General features: G+C 70.0%; 14 protein-coding genes. All 14 read right to left on the bottom strand.

Features of this window, described 5'->3' with window-relative positions; all coding sequences use genetic code 11:
• Nucleotides 1-94: 94 nt before the first annotated feature.
• The 14 genes from ACFU5V_RS32325 to ACFU5V_RS32260 all read right to left on the bottom strand — a co-directional run bounded on the left by ACFU5V_RS32325 (nt 95) and on the right by ACFU5V_RS32260 (nt 17,018).
• On the bottom strand, nt 95-397 hold the full coding sequence (locus ACFU5V_RS32325) for a YggT family protein (protein ID WP_012688051.1): 303 nt from the start codon (nt 395-397) through the stop codon (nt 95-97).
• Between the two features lie 133 nt (nt 398-530).
• Entirely contained in the window at nt 531-1,208 is a 678-nt protein-coding gene (locus tag ACFU5V_RS32320) for a cell division protein SepF (RefSeq protein ID WP_378433769.1), read from the bottom strand.
• A gap of 85 nt (nt 1,209-1,293) precedes the next feature.
• Nucleotides 1,294-2,028: a YggS family pyridoxal phosphate-dependent enzyme gene (locus tag ACFU5V_RS32315; RefSeq protein ID WP_378704148.1), complete on the bottom strand. Its 735-nt coding sequence runs from the start codon at nt 2,026-2,028 to the stop codon at nt 1,294-1,296.
• A gap of 50 nt (nt 2,029-2,078) precedes the next feature.
• Nucleotides 2,079-2,822, bottom strand: coding sequence for a peptidoglycan editing factor PgeF (pgeF, locus tag ACFU5V_RS32310; RefSeq protein ID WP_378704032.1), 744 nt, complete (start codon nt 2,820-2,822; stop codon nt 2,079-2,081).
• Complete coding sequence (gene ftsZ / locus ACFU5V_RS32305; protein WP_378433771.1) at nt 2,819-4,018, bottom strand: cell division protein FtsZ; 1,200 nt, start codon at nt 4,016-4,018, stop codon at nt 2,819-2,821. The genes pgeF and ftsZ overlap by 4 nt, the downstream gene beginning before the upstream one ends.
• A gap of 217 nt (nt 4,019-4,235) precedes the next feature.
• On the bottom strand, nt 4,236-5,111 hold the full coding sequence (locus tag ACFU5V_RS32300; protein WP_378704031.1) for a cell division protein FtsQ/DivIB: 876 nt from the start codon (nt 5,109-5,111) through the stop codon (nt 4,236-4,238).
• Nucleotides 5,108-6,619 carry a UDP-N-acetylmuramate--L-alanine ligase gene (murC, locus tag ACFU5V_RS32295; protein ID WP_378704030.1) on the bottom strand — a complete coding sequence of 504 codons (1,512 nt, stop codon included), beginning with the start codon at nt 6,617-6,619 and terminating at the stop codon, nt 5,108-5,110. Before murC ends, ACFU5V_RS32300 begins: the two co-directional genes overlap by 4 nt.
• On the bottom strand, nt 6,616-7,764 hold the full coding sequence (gene murG, locus ACFU5V_RS32290) for an undecaprenyldiphospho-muramoylpentapeptide beta-N-acetylglucosaminyltransferase (protein WP_378433774.1): 1,149 nt from the start codon (nt 7,762-7,764) through the stop codon (nt 6,616-6,618). Before murG ends, murC begins: the two co-directional genes overlap by 4 nt.
• Nucleotides 7,761-9,296, bottom strand: a complete 1,536-nt coding sequence (ftsW, locus tag ACFU5V_RS32285; RefSeq protein ID WP_378704027.1) for a putative lipid II flippase FtsW — start codon at nt 9,294-9,296, stop codon at nt 7,761-7,763. Before ftsW ends, murG begins: the two co-directional genes overlap by 4 nt.
• Nucleotides 9,293-10,792: a UDP-N-acetylmuramoyl-L-alanine--D-glutamate ligase gene (murD, locus tag ACFU5V_RS32280; protein ID WP_378704026.1), complete on the bottom strand. Its 1,500-nt coding sequence runs from the start codon at nt 10,790-10,792 to the stop codon at nt 9,293-9,295. Before murD ends, ftsW begins: the two co-directional genes overlap by 4 nt.
• A gap of 4 nt (nt 10,793-10,796) precedes the next feature.
• The gene (gene mraY / locus ACFU5V_RS32275; protein ID WP_012688061.1) at nt 10,797-11,876 is read right to left on the bottom strand and encodes a phospho-N-acetylmuramoyl-pentapeptide-transferase; all 1,080 of its coding nucleotides are present in this window, start codon (nt 11,874-11,876) and stop codon (nt 10,797-10,799) included.
• Complete coding sequence (murF, locus tag ACFU5V_RS32270; protein ID WP_378433777.1) at nt 11,873-13,387, bottom strand: UDP-N-acetylmuramoyl-tripeptide--D-alanyl-D-alanine ligase; 1,515 nt, start codon at nt 13,385-13,387, stop codon at nt 11,873-11,875. Before murF ends, mraY begins: the two co-directional genes overlap by 4 nt.
• Nucleotides 13,384-14,997 (bottom strand): UDP-N-acetylmuramoyl-L-alanyl-D-glutamate--2,6-diaminopimelate ligase, encoded by a 1,614-nt coding sequence (locus tag ACFU5V_RS32265; RefSeq protein ID WP_378433778.1) that lies wholly within the window; start codon nt 14,995-14,997, stop codon nt 13,384-13,386. Before ACFU5V_RS32265 ends, murF begins: the two co-directional genes overlap by 4 nt.
• Before the next feature lie 170 nt (nt 14,998-15,167).
• Complete coding sequence (locus ACFU5V_RS32260; RefSeq protein WP_378704146.1) at nt 15,168-17,018, bottom strand: peptidoglycan D,D-transpeptidase FtsI family protein; 1,851 nt, start codon at nt 17,016-17,018, stop codon at nt 15,168-15,170.
• Between the last annotated feature and the right edge of the window lie 15 nt (nt 17,019-17,033).

Below are 17,033 nucleotides of genomic sequence, written 5' to 3'. Positions count from 1 at the left end.
CCCTTCACGCGTCATTTGGCGGTCTAGCAAGCATTCAGTTACAGCGCAGTCTACGTAACGGTGAAACAAGACTGGATCAATGGGGTCCATTCTGTCACACCACTCCCGTGGCACGCGCTTGTCCCTGAACGATCGACATCAGGATGAAGACGATGAACAGCAAGACCATGATGGATAGATCCAACCGCACCCCACCGAGATTGATCGGGGGGATCAACCGCCGGAGCAGTTTGACCGGTGGATCGGTGACCGTAAAAATCGCTTCGAGAATGACGACCACGACGCCGGTTGGCCGCCAGTCTCGTGCGAAGGTCCGTACGAACTCGACAATGATTCTGCCGATGAGTAGCAGCCAAAAGACAAACAGTATCAAGTAGATCACCGAGAACAAGGCCACACCTTCACTCTGCCTGAGAATGTCCGGCCGATCAAAACGAGCCGCGTGGCCAGGGCGTTCTGCGCCACAGCCGTCGCGGCTCGCGTCGTGTCGGACGTTCGGATCCCGATGGTCGTTTCCCCCGCTCCCCGGCCTACTTCTGGCTGTAGAAGCCGGTTTCCGCGATGCGGCGGCGTTCCTCGGCGGACACGTCGATGTCTGCGGGTGAGAGCAAGAACACCTTCGTGGCCACCTTGTCGAACGACCCGCGCAGCGCGAACGCCAGCCCGGCGGCGAAATCCACGAGGCGCTTGGCGTCGGCGTTGCTCATCTCGACCAGGTCCATGATTACGGGGGTACCGTCCCGGAACCGCTCGCCGATGGTGCGGGCCTCCCCGTAGTCGCGGGGGCGGAGCGTGGTGATCTTGGACAGGGGTCCACCTTCGTCGAAGAGGGGTCCGCGACGGCTCTCGACCCGGTCGGATCGCGTGTCGACGGCGAGCGCGCCGCGGGTGCTGCCGCGCACAGCACCGCTCGCGCTGGGACGGGCCGACCGGACGGCCACCGGTTCCACCCGGGACGAGTGCCGGGGGCCCTCGTACCGGTCGAAGTCGTCGTCGAGGTCGTCCCGGCGGCCGGGCGCGTAGGCGGCCTTGCTGAAGGCCGGCTCCGCGAAGTCACGGTCGTCACGGTCGAGGTAGGGGTCGCGTCCACTGTCACGCGCCGGTCGAGCGGGCCTGCGCGCAGGTTCCGGCTCGTCCAGGTACTCGTCCTCGTAGTCGTCGAGGGGAACCATGCCGAAGTAAGCCTTGAACTTGTGCAGACTGCTCATTGATCGACCTTCCTTGGCGCGGCGGACAGGATCCAACTGCGACCGGTCGCAGCGGTGTGGACGGGTTGGCGATCACCTGGGCGATCTATTTCGAGGTTATAGGCCTCGCACCCAACAGCGCGGTTCCGACACGCACGCAGGTGGACCCGTGTCGGACGGCGTGCTCGAGATCATTCGTCATGCCTGCCGAGAGTTCCGTCGCATCCGGATGGTCGCGCTGCAGCCGCGCGTGTATGTTGTGCAGTTCCTCGAAGGCCGCGTCCGGGTCGGCCTCGATCGGCGGAACCGCCATCAGCCCGCGGTACTCGAGTCCCGGCGACGATTGCACCTGCGCGGCAAGACGATCGAGGTCGCCGATCGCGGCGCCGCCGCGCTGCGGGTCGCCGTCCAGACTGACCTGCAGCAGCACCCGCAGCGGCGCGGGCCGCTCCCCCGCCTCCAGTGCGGTGGCCGCCGCGCGGCCGAGGGCGCCGACGAGCCGTTCGCTGTCCACCGAGTGGATGGCGTACGCCCAGTGCGCGACGGCCTTCGCCTTGTTGCGCTGCAGGTGCCCGATCATGTGCCACCGCACCGACGGGTCCGGCACCGCCGTGCGGAACTCCGCGATCTTGGCGGTGGCCTCCTGCTCGCGCGACTCCCCGAATTCCCGGCAGCCGAGGTCGTACAGGATCCGCGCATCCGATTCGGGGAAGAACTTGGTGACGGGCAGCAGCGAGACCTCCGCGGGATCGCGACCGGCGTCCCGGCACGCCGCGTCGAGCCGTGCGCGCACGGCACCGAGCGCAGCCTCGATGTCCCCGACCCTGCTCATCGTGTCCACTCCCACACCCGAATCCCTCGCCGTCGCCGCCAGTCGAAACCGGCGATCGTTCACTCGCTGTCCTGCCCAGTATCCATCCAGATCACCGCCGCGAGCCGACCGGTCGGGGCCTGGCGGCGATGACTGAACAGCGTCTGGTCCTCGATGGTGCAGCGCGGATCCTCCGCCACTCCGGCGACACCCGCGTCGAGCAGTTGCTTCCGCAGGCCCGCCCGCAGATCCAGACCGGGGGTCCCCTTGACGGTGCGGACGGCACTGCCGGGAAGGAATTTCTCGACGTCCGCCTGCATCGCCGCGGGCACTTCGTACTGCCTGCCGCTCGCCGCCGGACCCAAAAACGCGCCGATCCGGTCGATCCGCGCTCCCTGCTCGACCATGACGTCGAGCACCCGCGGAACGATGCCGATCCGGGCGCCGATCCGCCCGGCGTGGACGGCGGCGATCACCCCGGCCTCGTCGTCGGAGAGCAGCACCGGGACGCAGTCGGCGCTGAGGGTCGCGAGCGCGAGCCCCCGCACCGTCGTCACCAGCGCGTCCGTCGCGGGCACCGCCGTGTCGGTGGGCCCGTCGACGACGGTCACGTTGCGGCTGTGGATCTGCTCCATCCACACGAGGTGGTCGAACGGCACGCCGATCTCGCTTGCGAGCCGGCGCCGGTTCGCCTCCACCGCAGCCGGATCGTCGCCGACGTGATCACCGAGGTTGAACGTGTCGTACGGTGCGACGGAGTGTCCTCCGGCGCGGGTGGTGACGACCCGGCGAACCCTGAACTCGGGGGCGGTCGGCGAACTCAACGACGCATGAAGGAGGGCACGTCGACTTCGTCTTCACCCTCCTCGTCGGACACCGGCACCGCGCGGGACTGCCCGTTTCCGGGAAGCGGCGGCAGACTGCTCGGGCTCTGGTGCGAGCTGATCGTCTCGCGGGTTACCGACATCGGTTCACTGCCCTGCTGCTCGGCGGACTGCCCGACCTCGCCCGCCCTCCCGGCGCCGATGGCGCTGCGCCCGGCAGCACCCGACTCGACCGGCCTGCGGGTGGGGGTGCCGCCGTCGAACCCGGCGGCGATGACGGTGACCCGCACCTCGTCGCCGAGCGAATCGTCGATCACGGTGCCGAAGATGATGTTGGCGTCGATGTGGGCGGCTTCCTGCACCAGCGACGCAGCCTCGTTGATCTCGAACAGGCCGAGGTCGCTGCCACCGGCGATCGAGAGCAGCACGCCGCGCGCACCCTCCATCGACGCCTCGAGCAGCGGGGAGTTGATCGCCGATTCCGCGGCCTTGATGGCCCTGCCCTCGCCGCGCGAGGACCCGATGCCCATCAGCGCGCTACCCGCGCCGGACATGACGCCCTTGACGTCGGCGAAGTCGACGTTGATCAGTCCGGGGGTGGTGATGAGGTCGGTGATGCCCTGAACACCGTTGAGCAGGACCTCGTCGGCGCTGCGGAACGCGTCCATGAGGCTGACCGCGGCGTCGCCGAGCTGCAGGAGGCGGTCGTTGGGGATCACGATGAGGGTGTCGCACGATTCGCGCAGCGACTGGATGCCGGTGTCGGCCTGGCCTCCGCGGCGCTTGCCCTCGAAAGAGAAGGGCCGGGTGACGACGCCGACGGTGAGGGCCCCGAGCTTGCGCGCGATACTCGCCACGACCGGTGCGCCACCGGTGCCGGTGCCGCCGCCCTCGCCTGCGGTCACGAACACCATGTCGGCGCCCTTGAGGACTTCCTCGATCTCGTCCTTGTGGTCTTCTGCGGCCTTGCGGCCGACTTCGGGATCCGCGCCGGCGCCGAGCCCGCGGGTGAGTTCCCGGCCGACGTCGAGCTTGACGTCGGCGTCACTCATCAGCAGTGCTTGCGCGTCGGTGTTGACGGCAATGAACTCGACTCCCTTGAGTCCCTGCTCGATCATCCGGTTGACTGCGTTCACGCCGCCGCCGCCGATGCCGACGACCTTTATTACGGCGAGGTAGTTGTGCGGGGGCGTCATCGGCTCTCGCCTTCCATGAGTGTGTATCACGCTTTCGTACAGATCAGCCCAGCCTGAACCCTCAACCTCAACCATAGGGTTACGGTTATGTCAAGTGGTGCTCGACTAGAGCGAAACGCTATGCACCGTCATACGGATACGCCATTAGGCGCGCCGAGACGCGCCGAGTTATTTGACGAACTCGCCCGCAACTGTTTCGCATCCGGGTCACGACCCCTCACCGCACCGTCGGCAGGTCCGGACTCGACACGTCGTACGTCTGCCCGGGCTGCGTGAGCAGCGGCAGGGTGACCGCAGCCTTGCGCTCGGACTTCTCCGTGCCACCCCACACCACGATCCGGCCGTCGAGCAGCGTCACCGCGATATCCGAAATCGACTTCGCGGCAACCTGTCCCACCTGACCGCGCAGCTGGGGCGGCATCGACTCCAGCACCTCGATCGCCGCCTCCGTCGACGGGTCGCCCCACCCCGGCTTCTCCGTCACCAGACGCGGCACCCCGGGCGGCGGCGGCGCGATCTCGTAATCCACGGCCTCCGCGTCGAGGAGGTGGGTGCCACCGGGGCTGTCGACGAACACGACGGGCACCCGCTCGGTTACCGTCACGCGGATGGTGGACGGATACACCCGCTGCACCCGGGCGGACGCCACCTTCGGGATCGCGGCGACCCGCAGGGCCGCGCCCTCCGTGTCGACGCGGAGCAGCGGCTGTCCCTGCGGCACCGCCAGCGTCTGGCGGATCTGCTCCTCGGAAATCGACGTCGCCCCCGCGACGTCCGTCTGACGCACCGACAGCAGCGGCGTGAACCACGCGACGAGACCGAGCGCCACCACCACGACGACACCGACGACACCCATCACGGCGGGCCGCCGGTACCACGGACGGCGCGGCGTCTCCACCACCGCGGACTTCCGTGCCGCCGAAGCCGATTCGCGCGTGCGCCGCGTGCCGGGGTCGGTGACGGTCGAGCCGCGCCTGCGCGAGGACGTCCGGTCGCCCGCCGCCGCGCGTGCGCCGGGTCGCGGACTGCGCTCGGCGTCGCGGCGGACGGGGCGGTCCGGCCGCTCGGACCGGCCGCGGCGCTCCCGTGTCATCGCGACGGGTGGTGGTGCGGGGCCGCACGCAGAGCGTCGAGGATCTGGTTCCCGAGCATCGTCACGTCGCCGGCACCCATGGTGATCACCACGTCACCGGGGGACGCGAGTGCCGCGACCTGACGCGGCGCCTGCGACAGGTCCGGCTGGTAGTGCACCGGCTTCGACACCGACAGCGCGACCAAGGCGCCGCTGACGCCCGGGAGCGGTTCTTCCCGCGCGCCGTACACATCGAGCACCACGACCTCGTCGGCGAGGTCCAGTGCGTGCCCGAATTCCTCGGCGAATGTTGCTGTGCGGGAATACAGGTGCGGCTGGAAGACCACGATGACGTTGCCGCTGCGCACCGAGTCCTCGGATTCGCGGCGGTCGGCCTCGTGGGGCTGGCGCACCAGATCGGCGGCGGCGCCGAGCACGGCCCGCACCTCGGTCGGGTGGTGCGCGTAGTCGTCGAACACGCGCACCCCGTGCTCGCGGCCGGTGAACTGGAACCGGCGGTGCACTCCTCCGAAACCGGCGATGCCCTCGAGGATCTCGTCCACGTCGGCGCCCGCCTCCCGGGCGGCGAGGAGCGCGGCGAGCGCGTTGAGTGCCATGTGCCTGCCGGGCACATTCATCCGGATCGTTCTCGGCGCCTGCTCCTCGGCCAGCTGGAACTGCAATACCCCGCCGACGTCCCTGGCCTCGAAACTCAGCAGCCGCGCACCGACCTGCACACCGTCGCTCGGAGCGAATGCCCCGTCCGCGTCCGCGGCGCTGCCGTAGCCGAGCACCCGCACCCCGGGCAGTCCCCGCGCCGCCACCCGCTGCGCGAGCGCCGCCGACCCCGGGTCGTCGAGACAGGCGACGAGCAGCCCGCCGTGCGACAGCCGGGCCGCGAAATCGTCGAACACCTGGATGTACGCCTCGGGGCTGCCGAAGTAGTCGAGGTGGTCGGCCTCGACGTTGGTGACCACGACGACGTTCGGGTCGTATTGGAGCAGCGAACCGTCACTCTCGTCAGCTTCGGCGACGAACACGTCGCCGCTGCCGTGGTGGGCGTTGGTGCCGGCCTCGTTCAGTTCGCCGCCGACCGCGAACGACGGATCGAACCCACAGTGCTGCAGCGCCACCACCAGCATCGACGTCGTCGACGTCTTGCCGTGAGTGCCCGACACCAGCAGGGTGCGGTGCCCCTGCATCAGCGAGGCCAGCACGGCAGGCCGCAGGATCACGGGAATCCCGCGCCGGGCCGCCTCCACGAGTTCCGGGTTGTCCTTGGGGATGGCGGCGTGGGTGGTGACCACGACGGTCGGGCCGCCGGGCAGCAGGTCGAGTGCGGAGGCGTCGTGGCCGATGCGGACCTGCGCGCCGCGGGCACGCAACGCGAGGACGCCGCGGCTCTCCTTGGCGTCCGAACCGGACACCTGTCCGCCTCTGGCCAGCAGGATCCGAGCGATTCCGGACATTCCGGCGCCGCCGATCCCGACCATGTGGACACGTTCCAACTGCGCGGGCAGGTCGGTCATCGGGTTCCCCTCGTCTGCGCGGCCACGTCGATCACGATGCGCGCAACCTCGGCGGCTGCGCTGCGGTGACCCGCGCCGGCCGCGCGTCGCCCCATGTCCTCGAGCTGTGCGGGGTCGCGCAGCAGGGGGATCACGGTCTCCGCGACGAATCCGGCGGACAGGTCTCCGTCGGCCACAATCATTCCACCTCCGGCGGCCACGACCGGCCGCGCGTTCAGTTCCTGCTCACCGTTGCCGTGTGGCAGCGGCACGTACACCGCGGGAAGGCCCACCGCCGACACTTCCGCCACCGTCATCGCCCCGGACCGGCAGATCACGGCGTCCGCCGCCGAATACGCGAGGTCCATCCTCGACAGGTAGGGAACCGCCACGTACGGCGGGCCGCCCGGGGTCGCCGGAACGTCGAGGGTGTTCTTCGGTCCGTGCGCGTGCAGTACAGCCACCCCGGCCGCCGCGAGGGACTCCGCCGCACCCGACACGGCCTCGTTCAGCGACCGCGCGCCCTGCGAACCGCCGAACACGAGCAGCACCGGGCCGTCGGCGGGGAGGCCGAAGTGTGCTCGCGCCTCCGCGCGCAACGCCGCCCGGTCGAGACCGGTGATCGACGCCCGCACCGGGATACCGAGGATCTCGGCGTCGGAGCGCCCCCGTGCCGACACGCCGGAACCGGCGACCGCGGCCAGGACGCGGGCGGCGCGGCGGGCGCCGATCTTGTTCGCGATCCCGGCGCTGGCGTTCGCCTCGTGCACGACGATCGGAATGCGGCGCCGGCGGCGGAGCAGGCCGGGGCCTGCCGCGAGGTATGCGGGCAGCGCGACGTACCCGCCGAAACCGACGACGACGTCGGCACCGGTCGCGTCGAGCACCGCGCGGGTGCGGCGCACCGACGCGCGCACGCGCCCGGGCAGCCGCAGCAGGTCGAGGGTGGGTTTACGGGGCAGCGGCACCGGCGGAACGAGCTCCAGGGGGTAGCCGCGCTCGGGAACCAGCGTGGTTTCGAGGCCACGCGCCGTGCCGAGAGCGGTCACCACCGCGGTGTCGTCGATCGCCTTGATCGCGTCGGCCACGGCCAGGGCCGGTTCGATGTGCCCGGCGGTACCACCGCCGGCCACGATCACCGACAGGGTGGACTTGTCGCCGTTCACCTACGAAATCCTCGCTCTCCTGCTCGGCCACCCGAGCTTCGCTGTTGACGTGCACCGCGTTCGGGGGTGCGGCCCTTGCCGCGTTCGGGGCGGCCTTTCTCGTATGTGATGCTGCGGGTCCGCGGGGCCATCTCGCGACCGGCCCGGCGACGCGCCTCGGCCCGCCGCACCGCCTCCGCGCGCGCCGCGTCCGCACGCACCGGTGAATACGCCTCCGGTTTGCGGAGCCTCAGCAGACGGCCGAACGGGCCGTCCTGCCCGGAGTGCAGCGCGGCGACCGCCTCCGGTTCGTGCCGCGCCGCGTTGGCGACGAGACCGAACATGAACAATGTGGTGGCCGTCGACGTGCCGCCCGCCGACACCAGCGGCAACTGCAGACCGGTGACGGGGAGCAGCCCGATCACGTATCCCACGTTGATGAACGCCTGCCCGGTGATCCACACCGTCGCGGTTCCGGTGAGCAGCCGCAGGAACGGGTCGGCGGATCGGGCGGCGATGCGCAGGCCCGTGTAGACGAACAGTCCGAACAGGCCGAGGACGGCGGCGCCGCCGAGATATCCGAGTTCCTCGCCGATGATCGCGAAGATGAAGTCGTTGTGCGCGTTCGGCAGGTAACTCCATTTCGCGCGGCTCTGCCCGAGTCCGCGTCCGAGGATCCCGCCGTCCGCGAGCGAGTACATCGCCTGCCGCGACTGGTATCCGATGCCCTGCGGGTCGGAACCGGGATTGAGGAACTCACGCACGCGGGCGGAGCGGTAGCCGGCGGTGAGCGCGAGGATCACGATTCCGCCCAGGCCGGTGCCGAGAATGGCGACGAACAGCTTCAGCGGCAGACCCGCGAACCACAGCAGCGCCATCAGGATGATTGCCAGCGAGACCGTCGTCCCGAGGTCCGGCTGCAGGATGATCAGGACGAACGCGACGAGCGCGGCAGGCACCAGCGGCACCAGCATGTCCCGGATACTCGAGATGTCGCTGCGCCGCGACGCCAGGATGTGCGCGCCCCACACCGCCAGTGCAATCTTGGTCAGCTCGGCGGGCTGCAACGAGAATCCGGCGACCACGAACCAGCCACGGGTGCCCTGGGACACGGTGCCGATGCCCGGTATCAAGACCAGGACCAGCAGGATGATCGTGACCGCGAACGCCGGGAACGACAGTGCGCGCATCACCCGGACGGGGATCTGCAGCGCCGCATAGAACAGACCGAGTCCGAGAGCCGCGAACAGCGCCTGCCGGGTGAAGAGGGTGTAGGCGGAGCCGTCGGAGGCGTAGGCCTCGACGCTCGAGGACGACAGCACCATCACCAGGCCGAGGACCGTCAGCAGAAACGCGATGGTCACCACCAGGTGGAACGATGCCAGCGGCCGCGACAGCCACGCCCCGATCCGGGTGCGCGGACCGCGGGGAGGGGTCGTCCGCGTGCGGGGACTCGACGGTGCGCGCTTGGCGACCCCGGGTGCGGTGGCGGTGCGGGCCGGGGACCGCTGTCCTTCGGGGACGCGGCGGGTGCGGGCTCCGGCGGAGGTCATCGCAGCGTCCTGGAGATGTCCGAGTCGCCGAGCCTGCCGACGGCGTCCGCGAAGCTGCGCCCCCGGTGACCGTAACTGTCGAACATGTCGAGCGACGCCGCCGCGGGCGCCAGAACCACGGCATCGCCTGCCGTTGCCAGCGCAGCCGCCTCACGCACGACGACACCCATCACGGCGTCGCTGTCGGTGTCCGCCGGCAGCACCACCCGGTGCGTCGCGGTCTGCGGGACTGCACTCACACCTGCATCGTCTCCCGTTTCGACGGTGACCACGGGAACCTCGGGGGCGTGTCGCGCAAGCGACTCTGCGATCTGCCTCGCATCGCGGCCCAGCAGGACGGCGCCCGCGAGGCGGCCGGACACCTCACGGACGAGGTCGTCGACCCGCGCACCCTTCAGCAGACCGCCGGCGATCCACACCACCCGGTCGTGGGCGAGTATCGACGGGCGGGCGGCGTGCGGGTTGGTCGCCTTGGAGTCGTCGACGAACGTCACGCCCCCGACCTCGGCGACGCGCGCCGCCCGGTGCGGTCCGACGACGTGGGCGGCCAGGCCTGCTGCGACAGCGGCAGGCGGGACCCCGATCGCCCGGGCGAGAGCCGCCGCGGCCAGCGCATCCATCAGTCCGGCGGGCCCGGGCGGGGTGATCCCGTCGGCCGGGGCCAGCCGCTCGCCGTCCGCGAACGCGCGGTCGACGAGATGCCCGTCCTCGACGCCCAGTTCGCCCTCCGCGGGCACTCCCAGCCGGAAACCCAGGGTGCGCGCAGCGAGGGACGAGGAGAAGAGTGAGGACGCGACTTCGTCGTCGAGGCCGAGCACCGCGACCTCACCGGTCAGGGCGCGGGCCTTCGCGTCGATGTACGGCTGCATGCCGCCGTGCCAGTCCAGGTGATCCTCGGCGATGTTGAGGATCGCGCCCGCGGTGGGCCGGATCGACGGCGCCCAGTGCAGCTGGAACGACGACAGTTCGACCGCCAGCACGTCCGCCCGCGGTTCGGTCCGCCGCAGCGCGTCGAGCACCGGCAGCCCGATGTTGCCGCAGGCCAGGCTCGGCAACCCGGCCGCCTCGAGAACGGACTGCAGCATCGAGGTCGTCGTGGTCTTGCCGTTGGTCCCGGTGACCACCAGCCATCGCCGCGGCGGACCGTAGAGCCCGGCCCGGTCCACGTGCCAGGAGAATTCGATGTCGCCCCAGATCGGCACCCCGTCGCCGGCGGCGACCGACAGCAGCGGTGCGTCCGGGCGGAACCCCGGGCTTGTCACGACCAGCGCGAACTCGGCGACCTTCTCCCGTTCGGCGAGCAGATCGTCGATCGGGACGGTCGCCGCCCCGAGCCGCGCACATTCGGCGAGCGCGTCGACGTTCGAGTCGGTGACGGTGACGTGCGCTCCGAGGTCACGGAGAGGGTCGATGGTGGCGCGGCCCGAGACACCCGCACCGGCGACGAGGACACTGTGGCCCCGCAACCAGTCGAGCCCGCCGTGTTCCTCCGTCATGGCGTCAGCCCCCGATCGCTGCCAGGTACTCGCTGTAGAACAGCGCGAGGCCGATCGCGGAGGCGATGGCGGCCAGCAACCAGAAACGGATGATGACCGTGGTTTCCGCCCACCCGGCGAGTTCGAAGTGGTGGTGGAACGGCGCCATCCGGAACACGCGTCTTCGGCTCGACCGGAACACCGCGACCTGGATCACCACCGACGCCGCCTCGGCGACGAACAGCGCGCCGATCACGACCATCAGCAGTTCGGTGCGTGTCGTGATCGACAGTCCGGCGAGCATGCCGCCGAGTGCCAGCGAACCGGTGTCGCCCATGAAGATCTTCGCGGGCGCCGCGTTCCACCACAGGAATCCGATGCACGCACCGGCGCCGGCCGCGCAGATCAGGGCCAGGTCGAGCGGATCGCGGACGTCGTAGCAACCCTTGCCGGGGCTCGTCTCGCACGCGTTGCGGTACTGCCAGAACGTGATGATCACGTATGCACCGAGCACCAGGCTCATGGAACCGGCGGCGAGGCCGTCGAGGCCGTCGGTGAGGTTGACCGCGTTCGACCACGCGCTCACCAGCAGGTAGCAGAAGGCGACGAACACGACGGAGCCCATGGTGACCGTCGCGATGTCACGGACGTACGAGAGGTGCTCGCTGCCCGGGGTGAGGTCGTTCGCGCCCCGGAACTGCAGCGCGAGGATTCCGAACGCCACCGCCGCGATGAGCTGCCCGACGAGCTTCGCCGTCTTGTTCAGTCCGAGGTTGCGCTGCTTGCGGATCTTGATGAAGTCGTCGAGGAACCCGACACCGCCGAGCGCCGTCGTGAGACCGAGCACGAGGAGTCCCGACGCCGACGGCCCGTCCGCGTCGTACCCGATGCCGATCAGGTGCGAGCCCCAGTAACCGGCCCACAGTCCGGCGAGGATGGCGACGCCGCCCATCGTCGGGGTGCCGCGCTTCGACTGGTGACTCGCCGGACCTTCGACGCGGATCTCCTGGCCGAACCCCTGACGGGAGAAGGCCTTGATGAGGACGGGGGTCAGCAGAATCGAGACGGCGAGCGCGATGCCCGCCGCGAAGAGGATCTGTCTCACCGCGTAGCCTCCGAACCCTTCTGTCCCGTGCTTCCCGCCAACACCGTGTCCGCGACCTCCCACAATCCGATGGACTGCGACGCCTTGACCAACACCAGATCGCCCGGCGCCAGTTCCTTCTCGAGCAGTGCGACCGCACCGGCGATGTCGGGGACGAGGATCGACTCCTCACCCCACGAACCCTCCATGACCGCACCCTGGTGCATGGCACGGGCGGGCCTGCCGGTTCCGACGACGATCAGCCTGGTGACATCGAGCCGGACCGCGAATCTGCCGATGGCGTCGTGTTCGACCACTGATTCTGGACCCAGTTCGGCCATCTCTCCGAGCACCGCCCAACTCCGGCGCGCCGATTCCCGGCCCGACCTGGCCATCGAGACCAGAGCTTTGAGGGCGGCCCGCATCGAGTCGGGGTTCGCGTTGTACGAATCGTTGACGACGGTCACACCGTCCGGCCGGTCGCGGACGTCCATCCGGCGCCCCGAGACGGCGGCGGCGCCGGAGAGCGCCTGCGCGATCCGGCCGAGGTCCGCACCGCATTCGAGCGCTACCGCCGCTGCAGCGAGTGCGTTGCCGACCTGGTGCTCACCGTGCACGGCGAGTTCGACGGGGACGCTGCCCGCTGCCGTCGTGAGAGTGAAACGCGCCCTTGCCCTCTCGTCGAGCACGATGTCGGTGGCCCGCACGTGCGCGGACTCCGACCGGCCGACGAGCACCACCCGCGCCGACGTGCGCGGGGCCATCGCCACCACCAGCGGATCGTCCGCGTTGAGGATGGCGACGCCACCGTCTTCCGCCGAGGGCAGCGACTCCGGGAGTTCGCCCTTGGCGGCGGCGATCGCGTCGCGCGACCCGAACTCGCCGAGGTGCGCCGTGCCCACGTTGAGGACCACCCCGATCTTCGGAGGCGCGATCGCGGCGAGGGACGCGATGTGGCCGCGGTCGCGGGCCGACATCTCCAGAACCAGGAATCCCGTGTCTGCGTCCGCGCGCAGCGCGGTCCACGGGTGGCCGAGTTCGTTGTTGAACGATCCGGGCGGCGCGACGACGGGACCGAGCGGGCGCAGGACCGCGGCGAGCAGATCCTTCGTCGACGTCTTGCCCGCCGATCCGGTGACGCCGACGACGGTGAGGCCCTTCGCGGTGAGGTCGTCGACGGACGCGCGCGCGAGCTTCGCGAGTGCCGCGAGCACGGCGGCGCCCGATCCGTCCGTGTCGTGTTCGAGCGCCATCGCCTTGCTCGGACCGGCGCCGGGAGTCGGGGTGACGACGACGGCGGGTACCCCGACCGGACGCGCGGCCAGCACTGCGACCGCGCCGGCCTCGACTGCCGCTGCCGCGTGATCGTGTCCGTCGACGCGGGCGCCGGGCAGGGCGAGAAACAGTCCGCCGCCGGTGACCTTGCGCGAGTCGAACTCGACCGTTCCCGTCACCTCGGCCGACGGGTCGGCGACGTCGTGCAGTTCGCCGCCCACGATCTCGGCGATCCGAGCGAGTGTCATCGGGATCATCGTGCTCCTCCGACCTGTCGCTCGATCGCGTCGCCCAGTACGTCGCGGTCGTCAAATGGGTACTTCACCCCGTGTATCTCCTGACCGATCTCGTGTCCCTTGCCTGCGACCAGAACCACGTCGCCTGCCTGCGCCCAGCCGACGGCGTCGGCGATCGCCTTCGCTCGGTCCGCTACTTCCCACACCTGTCCCCGCTCGGATTCGGGCACCGCGAGAGCGCCCTCACGGATCGCGGCCCTGATCGCTTCCGGATCCTCGGTGCGCGGGTTGTCGTCCGTGATGACGAGCAGGTCGGCTCCCCGCGCGGCCGCGGCGCCCATCAGGGGCCGCTTACCCGCATCGCGATCACCCCCGGCACCCACGACGACGGCGACGCGGCCACGCACCTGCTCGCGCAGCGTCGCGATCACGGCCTCGACCGCTGCCGGCTTGTGCGCGTAGTCGACGACGGCGAGGAAGTCCTGCCCCCGGTCGATTCGCTGCACCCGCCCCGGCACGTCGACCCCGGCGATGCCCGCGACGGCGTCGCGCGGATCGACGCCCAGCGCGGCGCACAGCGCGACGGCGAGAGAAGCGTTCGCGACGTTGTACTGCCCCGGCAGCCGGAGTTCCACGTCGAGCGTCGTGCCTTCGGCGGTGGTGAGCGCGAACGTCTGCGAGCCCGCGGGTGACACCGTCGCCGGGCCCGCCGTCCACACCGCGCCGTCGGCGTCCGGCGTGGTCGCGACCGTCGTCACGATCGAATGAGCGCCGCGCGCGACCTCGGCCATCCGCCGGCCCCACACGTCGTCGACGCAGATGACCGCGTGCTGCGCGTGCACGGACGAGTCGGCCGCGAAGAGTCGCGCCTTGGCGGCGAAGTAGTCCTCGAAGTCGCGGTGGAAGTCCAGGTGGTCCTGGGAGAGGTTCGTGAACGCGCCCACGTCGAAACGGACTCCGTCGACGCGGCCGAGAGACAGCGCGTGACTGGACACTTCCATGACGACGGTGTCGATCCCCTGCTCGAGCATCACGGCGAACAGCGCGTGGAGTTGCGGCGCCTCGGGGGTGGTCAGGGCACTCGGCACCCGGCGGCCGCTCATCCGGGTCTCGATGGTGCCGACGAGACCGGTCGTCCGGCCGGCCGCGTTGAGGGCGCCCTCGACGAGATACGACGTCGTGGTCTTCCCCGACGTCCCGGTGATGCCGATGACCTGCATCTTCTCCGAGGGCCGGCCGTAGATGGTGGCCGACAGCTCACCGAGCACACCGCGCGGGTCGTCGTGGACGAGCACCGGGGCGTCGGAGCCCAGCGCGGACACCAGCGCGAATCCTGCCTCGTCGGTGAGGATCGCGGTCGCTCCACGGTCGAGAGCGGCGGCGGCGAATTCCGCGCCGTGTGCGCGGGCCCCCGGAAGGGCCGCGAACAGATCACCCTCCACGATCCCCTGGGCGCGCAGATCCACTCCGGTGACGATGACGTGCTCGGCGGTGCCGGTGGGTGCCTCGACCCTCGCTCCGGCGAGCGCGGCCAGAGCGCTCACCGTGGTACGGACCGGCTGGGTGGGGCGAAGACCGTCTGTGACCTTCACCTCCACTGACGCCGACTGCGGGCGGGACGGAACAGGCACCGGGCTCCTCTCGGATGTCGACTCTCACTGACAACGGCGTAGTGCACGGATCGATACAGCGTGCTACCTCGGCAGTTCCCTGCATCCACGGCAAATGCGCGTGTCCGCTGAACGGCCGACGTGTCAGATTACCGCGAGCGCTCCCGGAACCCGATTCGGCCGACCTTCGCTCAATCGGCCTGCAGCACCAGCCTGCGTCCGGGGTCCGGGGACATCGGCACGCTGTCGCGCTGCAACATCCACGACGCGATGTTGTGGAACAGCGGGGCGGCGGACTGCCCACCGGAGCCGTCCGCGCTGCGTGTCGGCGCGTTGAGCATGATCCCGACGACGTACCGCGGATTGTCGGCCGGGGCGATGCCGGCGAACGTGATCCAGTAGTTCGAGTTCGAATAGCACTTGCACGCGGGATCGACCTGCTGGGCGGTGCCCGTCTTGCCGCTGATCTGGTACCCGTCGACGGCGGCCTGCACCCCGGTGCCGCGCTGGTTGCCCGTGTCGTTCTGGGTGACCGACCGGAACATGTCACGCACGGTGGTCGCGGTCTGCGGGCTGACGACCGTCACCTCCTCGGGCGCCTCGGTCTCGGTCCGGTTGCCGGACGCGTCGACGGTCGCCTTGACGATGCGCGGCGGAATGCGGACGCCGTCGTTGGCGATCGCCTGGTACATGCCGGTCATCTGCAGCAGGGTCATCGACAGGCCCTGCCCGATCGGCAGGTTCGCGAACGTGCCCCCCGACCACTGGTCCCGGCTGGGGACGCTGCCCGCGCTCTCTCCGGGAAGCCCGACGTCCGTGCGCTGGCCCAGGCCGAACCTGGACAGCATGTCCGCGTAACGGTCCTCCCCCACGCGCTGGGCGAGCATCAGGGTGCCCACGTTCGACGACTTACCGAACACCCCGGTGGCCGTGTACGGCGCCACCCCGTGATCCCACGCGTCCTTCACGGACACACCCGACATCTGAATGCTCCCGGGAACCTCGAGAACCTCGTCGGGTGAGGTCAGCCCGTACTCGATCGCGGCTGCCGCGGTGACGATCTTGTTGACCGATCCCGGCTCGAACGGCGTGCTCACCGGCAGGTTGCCCATCTCCACCGTCCGCGGGTTGTTGCCCACCCCGATCGCCGGATTGAACGTGCTGTCGTTCGACATCGCGAGCACCTCACCGGTGTGGGAGTCGAGCACGACCGCCGACGCGTCCTTCGCTCCAGACTTGTCCTTGGCCATCTGCACCTGCTGCTGGACGTAGTACTGCAGATCGGAGTCGATGGTGAGTTCGACGCTCGATCCGTCCACCGCCGGTTGCTTGTCGCGCCAGCTTCCGGGAATCACCGCGCCGTCGGAGCCCCTGTCGTACGTCTGGGAGCCGTCGGTACCGGCGAGGGTGGAGTCGAGCGAATCCTCGAGGCCGAGCAGTCCGTGGCCGTCCCAGCCGGTGGCGCCGACGAGGTTGGCGGCGAGAGACCCGCCCGGGTACTCGCGGATGTCCTGTCGTTCGAGGCCGACCTCCGGGAACTTGTCGCTGATCTGCGCGGCGATGTTCGGGTCGACGCTGCGCGCCAGGTAGACGAACGTCTCGTCGCCGTGCAGCTTCTCCTTCAGATCCTTCTCCGGTGCGGCGTCGCCGAGCCGGTCGTGGATCTCCTTCGCGATCGCGTCGAGTCGCGCATCGACGTCGGGGGCGGTGTCGCTCTTGGCTTTTGCCTCCTCGAGTTCCTTCCGCACCCGCGTGGGCTGGAATGTCAGCGCCTTCGCTTCCATCGTGAAGGCGATCGGATTGGAGTTGCGGTCGGTGATCGACCCGCGCAGCGCCGGATCCACCTCGGTGGTCGTGCGCTGGTTCGCTGCCTCCGCGGACAGTTGCGGTGCGTCGATGACCTGTATCCACAGAAGCTGCACGGCGGCGAGGCCGAGCGCCAAGAACATCAGTCCGCGCCCGATCTTCTGCCTGAACGGAAAAGACGCGGTCCCGGCGCCCGTGGGGCGCCGGGGACGATTTCTCGGTGCGCTTCGACTCACCGGCGACCACCGGAG

Origin of the sequence: Rhodococcus sp. NPDC057529, assembly GCF_042802055.1 — a bacterium.
Classification (GTDB): Bacteria; Actinomycetota; Actinomycetes; order Mycobacteriales; family Mycobacteriaceae; genus Rhodococcus_F.
This window is presented reverse-complemented; position numbering and strand designations above follow the sequence as displayed.

Bases quoted from the DNA above. Each gene is read 5' to 3' on its own strand.
- ftsZ (WP_378433771.1), bottom strand. From the start codon at position 4,018: ATGACGCCCCCGCACAACTACCTCGCCGTAATAAAGGTCGTCGGCATC.
- murF (WP_378433777.1), bottom strand. From the start codon at position 13,387: ATGATCCCGATGACACTCGCTCGGATCGCCGAGATCGTGGGCGGCGAA.
- murC (WP_378704030.1), bottom strand. From the start codon at position 6,619: ATGACCGACCTGCCCGCGCAGTTGGAACGTGTCCACATGGTCGGGATC.
- murD (WP_378704026.1), bottom strand. From the start codon at position 10,792: ATGACGGAGGAACACGGCGGGCTCGACTGGTTGCGGGGCCACAGTGTC.
- ftsW (WP_378704027.1), bottom strand. From the start codon at position 9,296: ATGACCTCCGCCGGAGCCCGCACCCGCCGCGTCCCCGAAGGACAGCGG.
- ACFU5V_RS32320 (WP_378433769.1), bottom strand. From the start codon at position 1,208: ATGAGCAGTCTGCACAAGTTCAAGGCTTACTTCGGCATGGTTCCCCTC.
- ACFU5V_RS32300 (WP_378704031.1), bottom strand. From the start codon at position 5,111: ATGACACGGGAGCGCCGCGGCCGGTCCGAGCGGCCGGACCGCCCCGTC.